14 protein-coding genes and 3 tRNA genes are annotated in these 16,826 nt (G+C 65.2%); 4 read left to right on the forward strand and 13 right to left on the reverse strand.

The annotated features are described in order from the left end of the window. Nucleotides 1–77: 77 nt before the first annotated feature. The gene (gene rng, locus AB4Y92_RS04715; protein ID WP_441818596.1) at nt 78–1,565 is read right to left on the reverse strand and encodes a ribonuclease G; all 1,488 of its coding nucleotides are present in this window, start codon (nt 1,563–1,565) and stop codon (nt 78–80) included. 170 nt (nt 1,566–1,735) lie between these two features. After that, a complete protein-coding gene (locus tag AB4Y92_RS04720) occupies nt 1,736–2,305 on the reverse strand; it encodes a Maf family protein (protein WP_441818597.1) in 570 nt (189 codons plus the stop codon). A gap of 125 nt (nt 2,306–2,430) precedes the next feature. Here AB4Y92_RS04720 and AB4Y92_RS04725 point away from each other — a divergent pair, with 125 nt between their 5' ends. From AB4Y92_RS04725 to AB4Y92_RS04735, 3 genes are all read left to right on the forward strand, one after another. Beyond that, a complete protein-coding gene (locus tag AB4Y92_RS04725) occupies nt 2,431–3,213 on the forward strand; it encodes an SIMPL domain-containing protein (RefSeq protein WP_441818598.1) in 783 nt (260 codons plus the stop codon). After that, complete coding sequence (locus tag AB4Y92_RS04730) at nt 3,210–3,404, forward strand: hypothetical protein (RefSeq protein ID WP_441818599.1); 195 nt, start codon at nt 3,210–3,212, stop codon at nt 3,402–3,404. Before AB4Y92_RS04725 ends, AB4Y92_RS04730 begins: the two co-directional genes overlap by 4 nt. A 175-nt stretch (nt 3,405–3,579) precedes the next feature. Beyond that, nucleotides 3,580–4,566, forward strand: a complete 987-nt coding sequence (locus tag AB4Y92_RS04735; RefSeq protein ID WP_441818600.1) for an energy transducer TonB — start codon at nt 3,580–3,582, stop codon at nt 4,564–4,566. 84 nt (nt 4,567–4,650) lie between these two features. On the opposite strand, the gene rlmH is transcribed toward AB4Y92_RS04735, so the two are convergent. The 9 genes from rlmH to AB4Y92_RS04780 form a co-directional block, all read right to left on the reverse strand. Further along, nucleotides 4,651–5,121, reverse strand: coding sequence for a 23S rRNA (pseudouridine(1915)-N(3))-methyltransferase RlmH (gene rlmH, locus AB4Y92_RS04740; RefSeq protein WP_441818601.1), 471 nt, complete (start codon nt 5,119–5,121; stop codon nt 4,651–4,653). Nucleotides 5,122–5,279: 158 nt separating this feature from the next. Beyond that, on the reverse strand, nt 5,280–5,576 hold the full coding sequence (locus tag AB4Y92_RS04745; RefSeq protein WP_441818602.1) for a hypothetical protein: 297 nt from the start codon (nt 5,574–5,576) through the stop codon (nt 5,280–5,282). 148 nt (nt 5,577–5,724) lie between these two features. Then, nucleotides 5,725–7,716 (reverse strand): peptidyl-prolyl cis-trans isomerase, encoded by a 1,992-nt coding sequence (locus AB4Y92_RS04750; protein WP_441818603.1) that lies wholly within the window; start codon nt 7,714–7,716, stop codon nt 5,725–5,727. A gap of 225 nt (nt 7,717–7,941) precedes the next feature. Then, nucleotides 7,942–8,018 (reverse strand) — tRNA-Asp (locus AB4Y92_RS04755). 113 nt (nt 8,019–8,131) lie between these two features. After that, nucleotides 8,132–8,208: transfer RNA gene (locus AB4Y92_RS04760), tRNA-Asp, on the reverse strand. Nucleotides 8,209–8,310: 102 nt separating this feature from the next. Next, nucleotides 8,311–8,385, reverse strand: a tRNA-Val gene (locus AB4Y92_RS04765). A 63-nt stretch (nt 8,386–8,448) separates the two neighbouring features. After that, nucleotides 8,449–8,721, reverse strand: coding sequence for an HU family DNA-binding protein (locus AB4Y92_RS04770; RefSeq protein ID WP_057943583.1), 273 nt, complete (start codon nt 8,719–8,721; stop codon nt 8,449–8,451). A gap of 237 nt (nt 8,722–8,958) precedes the next feature. Continuing rightward, nucleotides 8,959–11,388, reverse strand: coding sequence for an endopeptidase La (gene lon, locus AB4Y92_RS04775; RefSeq protein WP_441818604.1), 2,430 nt, complete (start codon nt 11,386–11,388; stop codon nt 8,959–8,961). Between the two features lie 529 nt (nt 11,389–11,917). Continuing rightward, complete coding sequence (locus tag AB4Y92_RS04780) at nt 11,918–14,140, reverse strand: alpha-galactosidase D (protein WP_441818605.1); 2,223 nt, start codon at nt 14,138–14,140, stop codon at nt 11,918–11,920. Nucleotides 14,141–14,224: 84 nt separating this feature from the next. Between AB4Y92_RS04780 and AB4Y92_RS04785 the strand changes: the two genes are divergently transcribed. Beyond that, entirely contained in the window at nt 14,225–14,449 is a 225-nt protein-coding gene (locus AB4Y92_RS04785; RefSeq protein ID WP_441818606.1) for a hypothetical protein, read from the forward strand. A gap of 157 nt (nt 14,450–14,606) precedes the next feature. Here the strand turns inward: AB4Y92_RS04785 and clpX are convergent, their stop codons facing one another. Together clpX and clpP are read right to left on the reverse strand one after the other, a co-directional pair. Further along, nucleotides 14,607–15,896 (reverse strand): ATP-dependent Clp protease ATP-binding subunit ClpX, encoded by a 1,290-nt coding sequence (clpX, locus tag AB4Y92_RS04790; RefSeq protein WP_057943585.1) that lies wholly within the window; start codon nt 15,894–15,896, stop codon nt 14,607–14,609. 210 nt (nt 15,897–16,106) lie between these two features. Continuing rightward, nucleotides 16,107–16,733, reverse strand: a complete 627-nt coding sequence (gene clpP, locus AB4Y92_RS04795) for an ATP-dependent Clp endopeptidase proteolytic subunit ClpP (RefSeq protein WP_057945515.1) — start codon at nt 16,731–16,733, stop codon at nt 16,107–16,109. Between the last annotated feature and the right edge of the window lie 93 nt (nt 16,734–16,826).

The raw sequence follows: 16,826 nt of genomic DNA on the forward strand, positions 1-16,826 counted from the left end.
CGGGAATCGGGAATCGGCAAATCAAAGGCCGGGCTTCGCTTTTACGATTCCCGATTCCCCATTCCCGATTCCCGGCTTCAGAGCAACACAACATCGAACTGCTCCTGCGCATACTGATCGTCGGCCTGGAAACGGATCGACTTGCCGAGGAACTCCTCCAGCTCGGCCACCGCCGCCGACTCTTCGTCGGTGATGCGCGCGACCACTTTCGGCGAAGCGATCACCAGCAGCCGCGCCGCGTCGAACTGGCGCACCTGCCGCACGATGTCGCGGAAGATTTCGTACGTCACCGTCTCCGGCGTCTTCAAGGTGCCGCGCCCGCCGCATTCGTGGCAGGCCTCGCTGAGCTGGCGCTCCAGGCTTTCGGTGGTGCGCTTGCGGGTCATCTCGACCAGGCCCAGCGGCGAGAATTCGTAGACCGTGGTCTTGGCGTGGTCGCGCGTGAGCGCCTTCTCCAACTGCCGCAGCACCTGACGACGGTGCTCCACGTCGGTCATGTCGATGAAGTCGATGATGATGATCCCGCCCAGGTTGCGCAGCCGCAGCTGCCGGGCGACCGATTGCGCCGCCTCCAGATTGGTGCGGTAAACGGTTTCCTCCAGATTGCGTTGACCCAGGAAGGAACCGGTGTTGACGTCGATGGTGGTCATCGCTTCGGTCTGGTCGATGACCAGATAGCCGCCGGACTTGAGCGGGACTTCCTTCTCCAGCGCGCGCTGGATCTCGTCCTCGACCCCGTACAGATCGAAGATCGGCCGCGCGCCGGTGTAGTGCTCGATCTTCTCCGCAAGGCCGGGCATGTACTGCGCGGCGAAGCTGCGCAGGCGCTCGCAGGTTTCGCGCGAATCGACCTTGACCTTCTCCACGTCGCGGCGGATCAGGTCGCGCACCGCGCGCAGCGGCAGGCTCAGGTCTTCGTAGACCCGCTCGCCGATCTTCGAGGTTCCGGACTTTTCCGCGATCAGCGCCCAGGCCCTGCTCAGGTAACCGATGTCCTCCGCCAGCGCTTCCTCCGGCTGGCCTTCGGCGTTGGTGCGCACGATGTAGCCGTGGTTGTCGCCGGCCGGCGCCAGGGTGGTCACCAGCGATTTCAGCCGCGCGCGCTCGCCTTCGTCCTCGATCCGCGCCGACACCCCGACCACGCGCGTGCGCGGCAGCAGCACCAGATAGCGCGAGGGGATGCTGAGCTGGGTGGTCAGGCGCGCGCCCTTGCTGCCGATCGGGTCCTTGACGACCTGGACCACGATTTCCTGGCCTTCGCGCAGCAACTCGGCGATCGGCCGGGTCGGCGTCGGCGGCAGCGGCGCTTCGTCGCCCTCGCCTTCGTTGCTCTGGTTGGGCTTGACGATGTCGGCCGCGTGCAGGAACGCGGCGCGCTCCAGGCCGATCTCGACGAACGCCGCCTGCATGCCGGGCATGACCCGCTGCACCCGGCCCTTGTAGATGTTGCCGACCACGCCGCGGCGCCAGCCGCGTTCGATGTGCAGTTCCTGCAGCATGCCGTTTTCGACCACGGCGACGCGGGTTTCGCGCGGAGTAACGTTGACCAGGATTTCTTCAGTCATGAGGCGGCGCGGATCCCAATGCGGTGATACGGGGCGGTGATGCGGGACGACGATAGCGAGCAGTAAACGCCCGGTCGGGTGAAGCGCAAGTGCTGCGGTAATGGAAAGCGGCGCGGCAGCTTAAGTTCAACGCTGTCGGAATGATGCATGCGCGCTCCCCTGCGCGCGATTCACACGCCCACGCCGAATTCGCGCAGCAGGCGCGCGGTCTCGTGCAGCGGCAAGCCCATGACTCCGGAGTAACTGCCGTCCAGGCGGCTGACGAACACCTCGGCATAGCCCTGGATGGCGTAGGCGCCGGCCTTGCCCATCGGCTCGCCGGTGGCGACGTAGCGCTCGATGGCGGCATCGTCGAGTTCGGCGAAGCCGACCTGCGAGATCGACACCGCCTGCGCCTCGCGCGAAGGCGATACCAGCGACACCGCGGAAATCACCTGATGGGTGCGGCCGGAAAGCTTGCGCAACATGGCCGCGGCGTCCGCGGCGTCGCGCGGCTTGCCGAAGACCTCGTCGTCCAGCACCACTTCGGTGTCCGAACCCAGCACCAGCGCCGAGGGATTGGCGACCACCTTGAGCAGGCCGGCGCCGGCCTTCTCGCGGGCGACGCGGCGCACGTACTCCAGCGCCGGCTCGCCGGGCTGGCGGTGTTCGGGCAGGTCGAGATCGATGAGGCCGAATTCCAGGCCGAGACGGCCGAGCAATTCGCGTCGCCGCGGCGACTGGGAGGCTAGATAGAGCATGCGCGAAAGCATAACCCGCGCTGACTGAGCGCCAGCCGACGCCGTCCGGCGCAAACCCCGCACCGAATCACGGTTCGTTAACCGGTTCAGCAAGACCCTAGCCCTCGCCCATCAAGGAGTTCCACATGACCCGGTTGTCGTCCTCGTCCACGCCCCTGTCCTTCGCCCGTCTTTCGTTGCGCCCGCTGGCGCTCGCCGCCGTTCTCGCCTTCGGAGCCGCAACCGCCATGACCGCTTCCGCCCAGCCCGCTTCCTACGTCGCCACCGACGGCACCCTGCTGTCGGTTTCGGCCACCTCCGAAGCCAAGCGCATCCCGAACATCGCCACCGTGTCCACCGGCGTGGTCACCCAGGCCGCCGACGCCAACGCCGCCATGCGCGCCAACGCCGACCAGATGGCCAAGGTCGTGGCCGCGATCAAGGCCGCCGGCATCGCCGAGCGCGACATCCAGACCAGCGGCATCAGCCTCAACCCGCAGTACCGCTACGCCGAGAACCAGCCGCCGGTGATCACCGGCTACCAGGCCAGCAACAACGTCAACATCGTGGTGCGCGACATCTCCAAGGTCGGCAAGATCCTCGACTCGCTGGTCGCCACCGGCGCCAACCAGATCAACGGCCCGACCTTCGACCTCGACGACAAGGACAAGGACGCCGCGTTCGACGAAGCCCGCCGCGGCGCGATCGAAAAGGCCCAGGCCCGCGCCGAGCTGTACGCCAAGACCCTCAGCATGAAGGTGCGCCGCATCGTCAGCGTCAGCGAAGGCGGCCGCTTCGCGCCGCCGATGCCGATGCCGATGATGGCCATGCGCATGGAGAAGGCCGGCGCGGCCTCCGACACCTCGGTCTCGCCGGGCGAAAACTCGCTGTCGATGAGCCTGGACGTGGTCTTCGAATTGGGTAAGTGAGCATGGCCAGCCCCGACAAGACCGCGCCGCCGGCGCCCGATCCGCGGCCGGGACGCAATCCCGGCTACCCCGAGCCGCAGCCGCGCGACCCGGACGACGCGCGTCAGCCGCATCCGCGCAAGCCGCCCAATCCGGACGACGGCGGTTTGGAGCGCAAGCCCGGGGCGGATCAGGACCCGGCCGGGGATTGAGTCGGCGCCAGCACCTGTAGGCACACGAGGCCCGCGCAAGCGGGCCTCGTTTCGTTTGGTCTGCATGCGTTGAGGGGCTCGGCAGCGCCATCGATCGCGTCATGCCGCAGGCTGCCGACAGGGCAGGATCGGCAAAGTTTCAAAGGAAACGCTGAGGCTTTGCGCCGATGCGCAAGTGGCCAAGCGCATGACCGCCGCAAGTCCGTTGTTATCCGTTCAGCGATTCGACACTTGTCGATGGCGCCTCGCCGCCGCGCCCGCGATCGGCGATCCCGGAAAAACCCCGGCGAAAAACCGCGAGGCCGCCTGCGAAGCGCTCATCGCGATAGCGCTTCGCCCCGTGCCCCCACCCACCAAAGTCGTAAACGAGAACCGCTTGCATTACCCGCCCGCGCCAGCGCATTTTTGTGACGCGGCTCCGTCTTCAGTTTCAACCCCGTTGGCGGAACCCGGCCGTTGTCTGAGTTGTGTAGACAATCCAAGGAGGCAGGACATGGTTCGCGCGATTCCCTCTCACCCGCATCAACCGCTGGACTTCACCCGCATCGCCGCGAATGCCGGCGCCATCGCCTTCAACGGGGCGATGTTGATGCTCATGCTCATCCCCTTGAGCGCCCCGCAACTGATCCTGCCCAAACCGGACACCGAGATTCCGATCATCTGGGTCAAGAAGGAGCCGCCCAAGATCGATCCCATCAAGATCGAGGACCGCCAGATCGAGAGAAAGCCCAAGCCGACCCCGATCGCCCAGCCCATCGCGAAGCCCACGCCGCAGCCGCCGATCGTCGCCGACAACCCGGAACCGAATATCAACGATTTCGTGGCGGTCGCCGACACGCCGATCGCCGAACCCGTCGCGACCGATGTGAGTACGCCGGTGCTGCAGGGCGCCACCCTGCAAAGCCTCAAGAACCCGCCTCCGTCCTACCCGCCCGACGCCGTGCGCGGCAACCTCACCGGCGTGGTCGAACTGGAAATCCTGGTCGGCATCGACGGCAAGCCGATCGACGTCAGCATCGTGCGCAGCAGCGGCCATCGCATCCTCGATCAGGCCGCGGTCCGGGTGGTCAAGTCGCGCTGGACCTTCCAGCCGGCGATGAGCAACGGTCAGCCCGTGCAGGCGCGCGGCCGCGTGCCGATCGAGTTCAAGCTCGACCAGTAATCGCTTCGACATCGCGCAGAACCGAAAAGCCCGGGCTCAGGCCCGGGCTTTTTTAACGCCGCGCGAAAACGCGCAAGCCGCCGATCAGGCCCGGTGATACGGATGATTGGCCAACAGCGCCGCGGCCCGATACAACTGCTCGGCCGCGACCAATCGCACCAGCATGTGCGGCAAGGTCAGCGGCCCCAGCGACCATTGCTCATCGGCGCGCGCCAGCACTTCGGGCGCATGGCCTTCCGGACCGCCGATCAGAAACGCCAGATCGCGTCCCTGCCCGCGCCAATGCTCCAGGCGCTGCGCCAGTTGCTCGGAGGTCCACAAACGCCCGCGTCCTTCCAGCGCGACCACGCAGGCATTCTTCGGCAAGGCGGCGAGCACGCGCGCGCCTTCGTCCTGGGTCGCGCGCACCGCGTCGCGGCCTTTGCCGCGCAGTCCGGGTTCGATTTCGATCAGCTCCAGCGGCAGCCAGTGCGACAACCGCTTCTGGTATTCGCCGAAGCCCTCCGCGACCCAGCGCGGCGCGCGTTCGCCGACGGCGATGAGTTTGCTCTTCATGCGTCCATGGTAGCCAAGCCGCCGCGATCGCGCCGCCGACCGCGAGGCCGGGCCGGCGAACACGGCATCCGGCCGAACATGAAAAGGCCCGACGAATGCCGGGCCTCTCCTTTGCGAATCCGTGCCGCACTGGAACCAACCGGCCGGCTACGCCGTCCTCAGCGCCGCGGCCTGAAGACCAGCGCGACCAGCGCCGAAACGATCGCCGGCGAAAAAGCCAGCGCAGCGGCGTAAGCCATCAAGCGCGCCCATGAGTCCGCGGCCGAAATCGCCAGATGCACCACCCAACCGGCCGCCAATCCGCCGATCGCGACGATCAGCCAGCGCGCGATACCCAACGCGGCGGCCCATCGGGGCAAGGGACGAAAGCGGTGCCAGACCAGCAGCAAGGCGCCCAGCACGCACAGGCCCTGCACCGAGAAAAAGACGTAACCCAAGCCATCGCCGCTGACCACGCCTTATCTCCTTGAGCGCGTAGCGGGCATCGCGAAGCGTCGTTGGAACGCTTCGCGGCGGATCTTCCCAAGCTGCCGGGAAGATCGCCCGATGCCCGCGACCGCCGTCATCCTCAACGGCGCGCGGTTATTCAATGCCTGCCTGCGCTCAGCGCAGATTCTCTTCGATCACCTTGATCTGCACGCGCTTGCGCAGCGCCGAGGTCAGCTCGCGGCTTTCCTCGAAACCGCCCATCTGCGCGATCTGCGTGCGCAGCATATCCATCTGCGCCGCGGGGATATCCGACTTGTTGCCCGGCACCACCTTGTTGAGCGCGAACAGCACCACGCGGCCGTCGTCGAGCTTGGCCTTGCCGGCCGTCACCTTGCCCGCGGCCGGAGCCTTCAGGGCGAAGATCGCTTCGCTGACTTCCGGCGTCGGCAGCGGCATGCCGCGGCTCACGCCCGGCAGCGTTTCCGGCGCCGGCAGCTGCTTGGACGCGGCTACCGCGGCGATGGTTTCGCCGCCGTTGATGCGCGCGATCAGCGCGTCGGCTTCCTTCTCGGCGGCCTTGGCGCCGCGATCGGCGCGCACCGCGGCGATCACCTTGTCGCGCACCTGAGCCAGCGGCTGCGCGCGCTCAGGGGTGTGCGCGAGCACGCGGATCAGCACGCTGTGATCCTGGCCGATATCGATCGGATCGCTGACCGTGTTGTCCTGGATGCGCGCATCGGAGAACGCGGCGCGGATCACCGCGGCGTTGGCGCCGATACCGGTGTTGGCCGCGGCGTTGCGGGTCAGACCGTCCAGCTTGAGCACCGGCAGGTTCATCGCCTTGGCCGGTTCGGCCAGCGTGGTCGGGTTCTTGTAGACGCGATCGACCAGCTTGGCCGAGAAGTCGTTGAAGGCGCGCTCGCGGCTGGTTTCGGATTCCTCGCGCACCAGCGTCTCGCGCACCTGCTCGAACGACTGCTGCTGGCCGCTCTTGATTTCGCGCACCCAGATCACGTGCCAACCGCTGTCGTCCTTGACCGGATTGCTGATCTGGCCGGACTGCAGCGCGAAGGCGGCATCGTCGAACGGGCCGGGAATCGCGCCCTTGCCCATCCAGCCCAGGTCGCCGCCGGTGGCCTTGGAACCCAGGTCGTCGCTGTTGGCGCGGGCCAGCGCGGCGAAGTCGGCGCCCGGCGCCTTGGCCTGCGCGGCGATCTGCTTGGCCTTGTCTTCGGCGGCCTTCTGCGCGGCCGCATCGGCGCCGGCCGGCACGTTGATCTGGATGTGCGAGATCTGGCGCTGTTCAGCGGCGAGGAAGCGGTTCTTTTCGTCGTCGTAACGCTTGCGCAGCGCTTCCTCGCTGGGCGGACCCGGCGGCGGCAGGCTCGCGCCGATGAGTTCGACGTATTCGATATTGACGCTTTCCGGCGCGCGGAAATCCTTCGCGTGGCTGTCGTACCACTTCTGGATGTCGGCGGCGGCGACTTCGCCGGTGTCGGCCGGCGGCGCCGGCATCATCACCAGGCTGACGTCGCGCTTTTCGCCCATCAGCTTGACCAGGCGATCGATCTCGCTGTGAGTCAGAAAGCTGCTTTCGCCGATGCCGCCGGTCAGCAGGGTTTCCATCAGCCGATCGCGCACGAACTGCTCGAACTGCGTCGGCGTCTGCTGCGGCTGACGCATCTGCAGGCCGAGGATGTAGCGCTCCTGGCTGAACTTGCCGTTGCTGTCCTGGAAGTCGGGCACGCTCTGGATGGTCTTGACCACCAGCGCATCGCTGACCGCAAGACCATCGATTTCCGCGGCGAGCTTGCGCACGCGCTCATCGATCAGCTGATCGAGCACTTCACGCTTGCTTTCGGGCTTTTCGAACTCGCGCGCGTCGAAGGCTTCGCCTTGCTGCGCGCGACGGCGATCGCGTTCGCGCTGGAAGCGCTCGCTGAATTCGCCCGCGTCGATCGATTCCTTGCGCCACAGCATGGACGCCGGCCACCACGTCGGCGCGGTGCGCCACCAGGTCGGCGCGATCTCGATGCGCGCCACGGCGTTGTCCACGCGCTGCACGAGGTATTGCTCGATGCCGACGAAGGCGAAGGGAATGATCAACAGGCCGAGGATCACGGTGGCGATCCAGCCCGAGGTCTTGTCGCGTAGGGTCTGCAGCATGTCCGGGTCGCGTTAAGTCGTAAGCCGGACAGTTTAGCGCGGTTCCAACAGACCGCACGCGGCACCGGCCGAATCTGGACGAAGGCGCGCCGCCCCGGGCCTCAAGCCCCCTCGCCAGCCCCACCCGCCCTGCCCGGGGCACCGGCGGCCCCAAAGAAAAAGGGCGCCCCATCTGGGACGCCCCGAACAAAACGAAGGCATCGTTGCCGATGCCTTCGGTAAAACTGGCGGAGTGGACGGGACTCGAACCCGCGACCTCCGGCGTGACAGGCCAGCATTCTAACCGACTGAACTACCACTCCGCGCTTTGAAACTTTCAAGGCCTTCGATCCTTAATTGCCGCATCGCGACAAAATCGAAGCCCCTCACTTATATAAAAACAAAGGCGCCGTATAAACGGCGCCCTTGGCAAAACTGGCGGAGTGGACGGGACTCGAACCCGCGACCTCCGGCGTGACAGGCCAGCATTCTAACCGACTGAACTACCACTCCGCATGCTTTGAAACTTTTACCGCTAAACGCTTGTAACCGGGAACCCGACTCTTACCGCGAACCGCCTTGCGGGGAACGCTTCGGCAGAAAGACCAGCCAGCCTGGTGGGTGCTGAGGGTTTCGAACCCCCGACCCTCTCCGTGTAAAGGAGACGCTCTACCGCTGAGCTAAGCACCCGAATGATTTGGGCCTACTGCTTTGGGTTCCGTTCGGCGATGCCCTGCACCGCCGTCGAGTTACTCAGTTTACAGCATCCTTCAGCGCCTTGCCAGCCTTGAAGGAGGGATTCTTCGAGGCCGCGATCTTGATCGTTTCGCCGGTCTTCGGGTTACGGCCCTGGCGGGCGGCGCGCTTGCGCACCTGGAAGGTGCCGAAGCCTACGAGCGTGACTGTGTCGCCCTTCTTGAGCGCCTTGGTGACGACGTCGATCAGCGCATCGACGGCGGCGGTAGCGTCGGTCTTCGACAGCTCGGCGGTTTCGGCGACGGCGCCTACGAGTTCGGCCTTGTTCATTATTTTTTTGACTCCCTGTGCGGTGTGACCGCGTGTTCTGAGAATCGAAACGGTCGCCGCAGGAGGCGAGCGTTTCGATCAAGTGTGCCGCGCAACAGTTTTGTTGTGCATTGATGCAGCGCGGTTGCGCTCGTTATACCAGCGGCATTTTGGGGGCGCAAGCTTGAAAGCTAGCTGTGGCGCGGCTTTCAGAGGTTTTTTGCGTCCCCATTCGATCTGCCCGACCAGCGGCCCGACTCAGTGCTTGACGTCGGGCTGCGGATTGGTCTTGCCGCTTTCTCGAACCGGAAGTTCGCCTTCGCCGGAGGCCGGAGTGGGCGCGATAGGACGTTCAAGCGCGAGATCGAGCACTTCGTCGATCCAGCGCGCCGGCACGATCTTCAGGCCCTGGGTCACGCTCTTGGGCAGATCGGCCAGATCCTTGCGGTTCTCTTCGGGAATGATCACGGTGCGGATGCCGCCGCGCAGCGCGGCCAGCAACTTCTCTTTCAAGCCGCCGATCGGCAACACGCGGCCGCGCAAGGTGATCTCGCCGGTCATCGCCACATCGGCCTTGACCGGATTCTTGGTCAGCATCGACACCAGCGCGGTCGCCATGCCGATGCCGGCGCTCGGGCCGTCCTTCGGCGTCGCGCCTTCGGGCACGTGCACGTGCACGTCGTGCTTCTGCAGGAACTCGACATCGATACCCAGCGTCTGCGCGCGCGCGCGCACCACCGACAACGCCGCCGACGCCGATTCCTTCATCACGTCGCCGAGCTGGCCGGTGAGGATCAGCTGGCCCTTGCCCGGCACCAGCGTGGCTTCGACCTGCAGCAAGTCGCCGCCGACTTCGGTCCAGGCCAGGCCGGTGACCAGGCCGATTTCGTTCTGCTCTTCGGCGCGGCCGAAATCGAAGCGACGCACGCCCAGGTACTTCTCGAGATTCTTCGAGCTGATGCTGAGCGCACTGTCCTTGCCCTTCTTGACCTTGGGACCGGCGAGCGCGATTTCCTTCACCACCTTGCGGCAGATCTTGGAGATTTCGCGTTCCAGGTTACGCACGCCCGATTCGCGCGTGTAGTAGCGCACGATGTCGCGCACCGCCGATTCGGCGATCTTGATTTCCTCGACTTTCAGGCCGTTGTTCTTGATCTGCTTGGGCAGCAGATAGCGCATGGCGATGTTGAGCTTCTCTTCCTCGGTGTAACCCGGGATGCGGATCACTTCCATGCGGTCCAGCAACGGGCCGGGAATATTGAGCGAGTTGGAGGTGGCGACGAACATCACTTCGCTGAGGTCGAGATCGACTTCCAGATAGTGATCGTTGAACGAGTTGTTCTGCTCCGGGTCGAGCACTTCCAGCAACGCCGAGGACGGATCGCCGCGGAAGTCCATCGACATCTTGTCGATTTCGTCGAGCACGAACAGCGGGTTCTTGGTGCCGATCTTGTTGAGGTTCTGCACGATGCGGCCCGGCATCGAACCCACGTAAGTACGGCGGTGGCCGCGAATCTCGGCCTCATCGCGCACGCCGCCCAGCGACATGCGCACGAACTTGCGATTGGTGGCCTTGGCGATGGACTGGCCCAGCGAGGTCTTGCCCACGCCGGGCGGGCCGACCAGGCACAGGATCGCGCCCTTCATGTTTTTCACGCGCGTCTGCACGGCGAGGTATTCGAGGATGCGTTCCTTGACCTTCTCCAGGCCGAAGTGATCCGCGTCGAGCACGTCCTGCGCGGCCTTGAGGTCCTTGCGGATCTTGCTGCGCTTCTTCCACGGCACGCCGAGCAGCCAGTCCAGATAGTTGCGCACGACCGCGGCCTCGGCCGACATCGGCGACATCTGCTTGAGCTTGTTGAGCTCGGCCTTGGCCTTGGTCTCCACCGGCTTGGGCATGCCGGCTTCGGCGATCTTGCGCGCGAGTTCGTCGATGTCGTTGGGCGCATCGTCGATTTCGCCGAGCTCCTTCTGAATCGCCTTCATCTGCTCGTTGAGGTAGTACTCGCGCTGGCTCTTCTCCATCTGCGACTTGACCCGGCCGCGGATGCGCTTTTCCAGCTGCTGCACATCGATCTCGCCATCGACCAGCCCGACCAGTTGTTCCAGGCGGGTACCGATCGCATGGGTTTCGAGCAGCTTCTGCTTGTCGCCGATGCGCACGCCCAGGTGGGCGGCGACGGTGTCGGCCAGGCGGCCGGGTTCGTCGATGCCGGCCAGGGTCTGCATCAATTCCGGCGGCAGCTTGCGGTTGGTCTTGACGTACTGCTCGAACAGGCCCATCAGCGAGCGCGCGATCGCTTCGACTTCGCGTTCTTCGCGATCGACGATCGGCTCGACCACCACGGCCTGGCCCGACAGCGCGCCGTCGCGCTCCAGCACGTCGCTGACGCTGACGCGCGAGACGCCTTCGACCAGCACCTTGATGGTGCCGTCGGGCAGCTTGAGCAATTGCAGCACCTGGGCGAGCGTGCCGATCTCGTAGAGATCCTCCGCGCCCGGGTCGTCGGTCTCGGCGGACTTCTGCGCGACCAACAGGATGCGCTTATCGGATTCCATGGCCTGATCGAGCGCGCGAATGGATTTGTCGCGCCCCACGAACAGCGGGATCACCATGTGCGGGAACACGACCACATCGCGCAGCGGCAGCACCGGCAGGGTCATGGATTCGGCGGAAGACTCAGTCATCGTAGGTCTCGACAAGCGTGGGGTGAGGACGCTGGAGCGTCCAGGCTCCCGTTATGGGGGTGCCGGCCCGGGAGCGCAAGCAAAGGCTGCCGGGTCGCTCGCAAAAACCTGAAAAACACCTTCGAAATCACTAGCTTACGACACAAATTCGAGACTGGGACAAAGCGTCCCGCGGTCATGGATCCACATCCCGGACGCCCCGGATATGCGGCGATTGCGCGAGCCCATCGAGCTATACAACGCAAGCGGGTGCAAGTACCGGAACCGCGGCTGCAGGCCCCTCATTCAGCTGGGCCGGCCCGCCCTGTCGCCAGGTCCGGCGGCGGGCGGCCAGCCGCCGCCTGAGCCGCCACATGAGGCTGAGGCCGGATCGGCGGACTGCGGAACCGCCGCAGCGTCCAGTGCTACTCAATCGCCTCGCCCGCTCCGGCGCAATTGGCCAATGGTCTTGCGCCATCCGGCGCCGAAAATGAAAGAAGGCCGGACGCGCGGCGCCCGGCCTTCTTCTATCGATCTCGCTACGCGGGCCTCAGTAACCGGCCCGGCCGGCGCCCCGGCCGGTATCGATCACGATGCTGTCCAGATCCGGCGCGAAACCGCCGTTCGCGCTGCGGAAGCGAATCGTGTTGACGCCGGCCTTCAACGGCACCTCGATCACCGTGCTGTACGGCAGATCCCAACTGCTGCCGGTCAGATCGAGCCGGCGATCGGCGCCGCCGTTGACATTGACCACGAACGAACGCGGCTCTTTGGTCAGGAAATCGATCTGCATCCGGTAGGTCCTGGATTCGGCCACTGCGACTTGGTCGAACAGCACATCGGTCTGGCCGCTGAGATTGCCGGCTTTCGACAATCCCGAGCAGGCTTCGCAGAACGCCGCATTTTTGCCGCGCACGCCGCCGATCAGCGCGTCCTCAGCCTCGTAGGTGAGCGAGTTGGCCGGCGTGGCGAAACCATCGCCGCCGATCGCGATGCGGTCCAGGTCCGAGGCATAACTGGTCGGGTTGTCGAAGCGGATGCTGTTGACGCCGGCGCGCAGCCGCATCGGCACCGCCGTGGACGAAGGCAGCGCGAAGCTGCTGCCGCCGAGGTTCATCGACGTCGCCGCGCCGCCGTTGACGCGGAACTGCAGGGCCCTGGGGCCCAGGGTCAGCGAATCCACCTGCATCAGATAGGTTCCGGCGCGCGCCACCCGCACTTGATCGAAGGTGACGGCGTTGGCGGCGCCCAGGCCGAGATAACCGACCTTCTGCCCGCCCGAGCACGCGCCGCAGCTGTCGGTGCGCGCCGATCCGCTCAACACGGCGGTCTCGGCTTCGTAGATTTGCCGCGACGGCGGCGGCGAGCGCTCGCGGCCGACCACTTTCAACAGGCGCACGCCGTGCGCGGACACCATCGCTTCGAACGTTTCGCGATGGCCGGCCAGCTCGCTCCGGCTCCACAAGTCGCGCACTTGCGAGGCGCTGTCGAAGCCCAGCTCGCTCCAGCGCACGCGCATCGGCGAAGCGAATGCGTTCAAATTGAACAGACCGACGTAGTAGACGCCGTTGCCCTGATCCGACACCCATACCTGACTCTTGCCGCCGATCGCCTGTCTGGCCGGATGGCCGGATTGATTGACCGCGATGACTTCGTCGTTGCTCAGCAAGCGGCGGCCGGTTTCGTCCAGCGTGGTCATGTCGCCGCCCAGGTACATCGGCGAATTGGCCAGGGCCCAGAACGCGATCGCGGTCTTGCGTTCCTCCGGATTCAAGCCGGAATTAGCGCTGTTGAGCACCACCAGCGAATCCAGGTCGTTCCAGCCCGCGGCCGGGCCGGCGGCGTTTTGCCAGGCGACCAGGTCGTAGAAACGCTGCGCCACCATCGCCCAGTTGGTGATGGTCGCGCAGCGGCCCTCGCATTCGACATCGCCCTCGATGCGCCACGCGTTGGAGAAGCGCTGCCAGGTGCTCAGATAGTCCTGCTGCAATCCCCACGACACGGTCAGCCAGATGGGCCGGCCGGTCTTCGCGATCGCCTTCGACCAGGCTTCGACATCGGCGCGATTGTCGATCCCCAGATCGTTGTTGTACGAACCCGGCGTGACGCCGTCGAGCTTGATGAAATCCACGCCATACGACGCGATCTGCGCGACGACCGAGTCCACGTACTCCTGCGCGCCCGGCTTGGAGAAATCGATCTTGTAGTGATACGGCGAGGTCGTGTCCCTGTTGCCGAACGCATTGCCGGCCCGGTGCGGCTCGGCCAGGATGTCGCGAATGTGATAGCTCGTGCCGAAGATCGGGTAGTTGGCTTCCACCGCCGGCAATTGCACGCCCGGGACCCAATACACACCGAGTTTCTGCCCGTTGCGGTGAACATGCGCGACCAGCGCATTGATGTCGCGCAGGCCGCTGGTCACCCGCCCAAAGCCGTCGTACGGCCCGGTCCAGCCCGAATCCAGGTTGAGATAGCGGTAGCCGTGCGCGGTCAGCCCGGAGCGGGCCAAGGCATCGGACTGCGCGATCATGTTGTCCTGGGTCAGGAAACCATCGACGATGGTCTGCTGGCTGAAAGTGCTCCAGCCCAGATACGGCCGTTGGCCGGCGCCGTTGGTTTGCGCGGACGCCGGCAGCATCGCGGCGCACAGCGCGATCGCGCTCAGTCCGGCGGCCCAGCGTCGCGCTTCGGCTCGCGTCGAGATGCGGCGTGACGAAGCGGAGCGCGCGGCGATGAGCTGCGCATGCGTTGCATCAAAGTGATCGGTTGCCATGGGTCGCCCTTTAGATATCCGGTCAAGACTCGATCCGAGAAAGGGCCGTCCACGCCTGCGCGGGTCGCGCGGTGGAGAGGGCCGATGCCCTTCCACCCCGAACCGCTGCGAACGTTGCTATGCCTTCAACGAGGGCACGACAGCCCGACTGAAACCCGTTACCACTTGCTGCGTATTGCGGCGGAACGCCATGCATCGCGCGGGCGCCGCCTGCTTCGCACTGCTGCGTTGCGCATCGCCGGACTGCGCCTGCGCGCGGGCGATGCCTCGAAGATCAATCTCTATTTGTATGATCAATCATATTTATGAGATTAAAGCCGGGACAAGCTGCAGCGCAGCAATAAGCGTGGCTGAAGGCACGGAATGGGTATCGGCTTTGGCGCCGGCAGACGTAACGCGCGCGCATACGAAAACGCCCCGGAGGTCCGGGGCGTTTGTCTGCTTCTGATTCGTCTGCGGCTTAGGCTTACTCGGCCGAAGCGACCTTGGGCTGCGCCGGCGGCGTCTGATAGATCAGATACGGCTCGGACTTGTGCTCGATCACCGACTCGTCCACGACCACCTTGCTGACGTTCTCCAGCGACGGCAGTTCGTACATCGTATCCAGCAGCACCGACTCGACGATGGTGCGCAGGCCGCGCGCGCCGGTCTTGCGCTTCAGAGCCTTGCGCGCGATCGCCGCCAGCGCGTCGGGACGGAATTCGAGCTCGACGCTCTCCATCTCGAACAACTTGCGGAACTGCTTGGTGATCGCGTTCTTGGGCTCGGTCAGGATCGACACCAGCGCCGCTTCGTCGAGTTCCTCGAGCGTGGCGACCACCGGCAGGCGGCCGACGAACTCGGGGATCAGGCCGAACTTGATCAGGTCTTCGGGCTCGACTTCGGCCAGGATCTTGCCGATGTCGATCTTGCGCTCGCTGCTCTTGACCTTGGCGCCGAAGCCGATGCCGCCGGCCTCGGTGCTGCGCTGCTGGATGATCTTGTCCAGACCGGCGAACGCGCCGCCGACCACGAACAGGATGTTGCGCGTATCGACCTGCAGGAATTCCTGCTGCGGATGCTTGCGCCCGCCCTGCGGCGGCACGCTGGCGATGGTGCCTTCGATCAGCTTCAGCAGCGCCTGCTGCACGCCTTCGCCGGACACGTCGCGGGTGATCGACGGGTTATCGCTCTTGCGCGAAATCTTGTCGATTTCATCGATATAGACGATGCCCTGCTGCGCCTTCTCGACGTCGTAGTCGCACTTTTGCAGCAGCTTTTGAATGATGTTCTCGACGTCCTCGCCCACGTAACCGGCTTCGGTCAGGGTGGTGGCGTCGGCGATCGTGAACGGCACGTTGAGCAGGCGCGCCAGCGTTTCGGCCAGCAGCGTCTTGCCCGAACCGGTCGGCCCGACCAGCAGAATGTTCGACTTCGACAATTCGACGTCGTCGTTCTTCTGGCGGCTTTCGATGCGCTTGTAGTGGTTGTACACGGCCACAGCTAGCGTGCGCTTGGCGCGCAGCTGGCCGATCACGTACTGGTCGAGCACCTCGAGGATCTCGCGCGGCTTCGGCAGGTGACTGCGTGCCGACTGCGCCTTTTCCTCGAGTTCTTCACGGATGATGTCGTTGCAAAGCTCGACGCACTCATCGCAGATGAAGACGCTCGGACCCGCAATCAGCTTGCGGACTTCGTGCTGGCTTTTACCGCAGAACGAGCAATACAGGATCTTGTTGCTGTCGCCCGTGCTGCGTCCTTGTCGATCGTCGGTCATGCTTGGTGGGGTCCGTTGCTGCTCAGTCGTGAAGCTTGGTTCTTAATATGCCCAAATGAGCTTGACGGCAAGCGCCGCCAGCACTCATTCAGCTATGACGATCCGAGAATAACACAGCGCCCCCGACCCACCCCGCAGGATGGGTCGCGCCGGGGTTCCCCAGCGCTATCAAGGGTTTGCGTGTCATGTCCGGTCGCTGATCGGCGCCGATCAGGAGGCCTGGACCGAATCTTCCGGGCGGCGTTCCAGCACCTGGTCGATCAGGCCGTAATCGCGCGCGGCCTCGGCGCTCTTGAAGTTGTCGCGCTCGGTGTCGCGCGCGATGGTCTCCAGGGCCTGCCCGGTGTGCTTGGACAGGATTTCGTTGAGGCGCTGGCGCAGGGTCAGGATCTCGCGGGCGTGGATGTCGATATCGGTCGCCTGACCCTGGAAGCCGCCCAGCGGCTGGTGGATCATCACGCGCGAATTCGGCAGCGCCAGACGCTTGCCCTTGGCGCCGGCGGCGAGCAGCAGCGCGCCCATGCTGGCGGCCTGGCCGATGCAGATGGTGCTCACGTCGGGCTTGATGTACTGCATGGTGTCGTAGATCGCCATGCCGGCGGTGACCACGCCGCCCGGGGAGTTGATGTAGAGGTTGATGTCCTTCTCGGGGTTTTCCGCCTCGAGAAACAGCATCTGGGCGACGATCACGTTGGCCACGTGGTCGTCCACGCCGCCGACGAGGAAGATCACGCGCTCTTTGAGCAGGCGCGAATAGATGTCGTAGGCGCGTTCGCCGCGGCTGGTCTGCTCGACCACCATCGGCACCAGGTTCAGGGCTTTGGTTCGGTTATCCATGTTCAACGGCACCTATTGGCTGACGTAGAAGTGCGCTTGATTAACGCAGCGCGGTCCGGCCAACTTGGGGCCGGCCGGACCGCAGCGCAAGAG

Source organism: Lysobacter sp. TAB13 (assembly GCF_052113885.1).
Lineage (GTDB): Bacteria > Pseudomonadota > Gammaproteobacteria > Xanthomonadales > Xanthomonadaceae > Lysobacter > Lysobacter gummosus.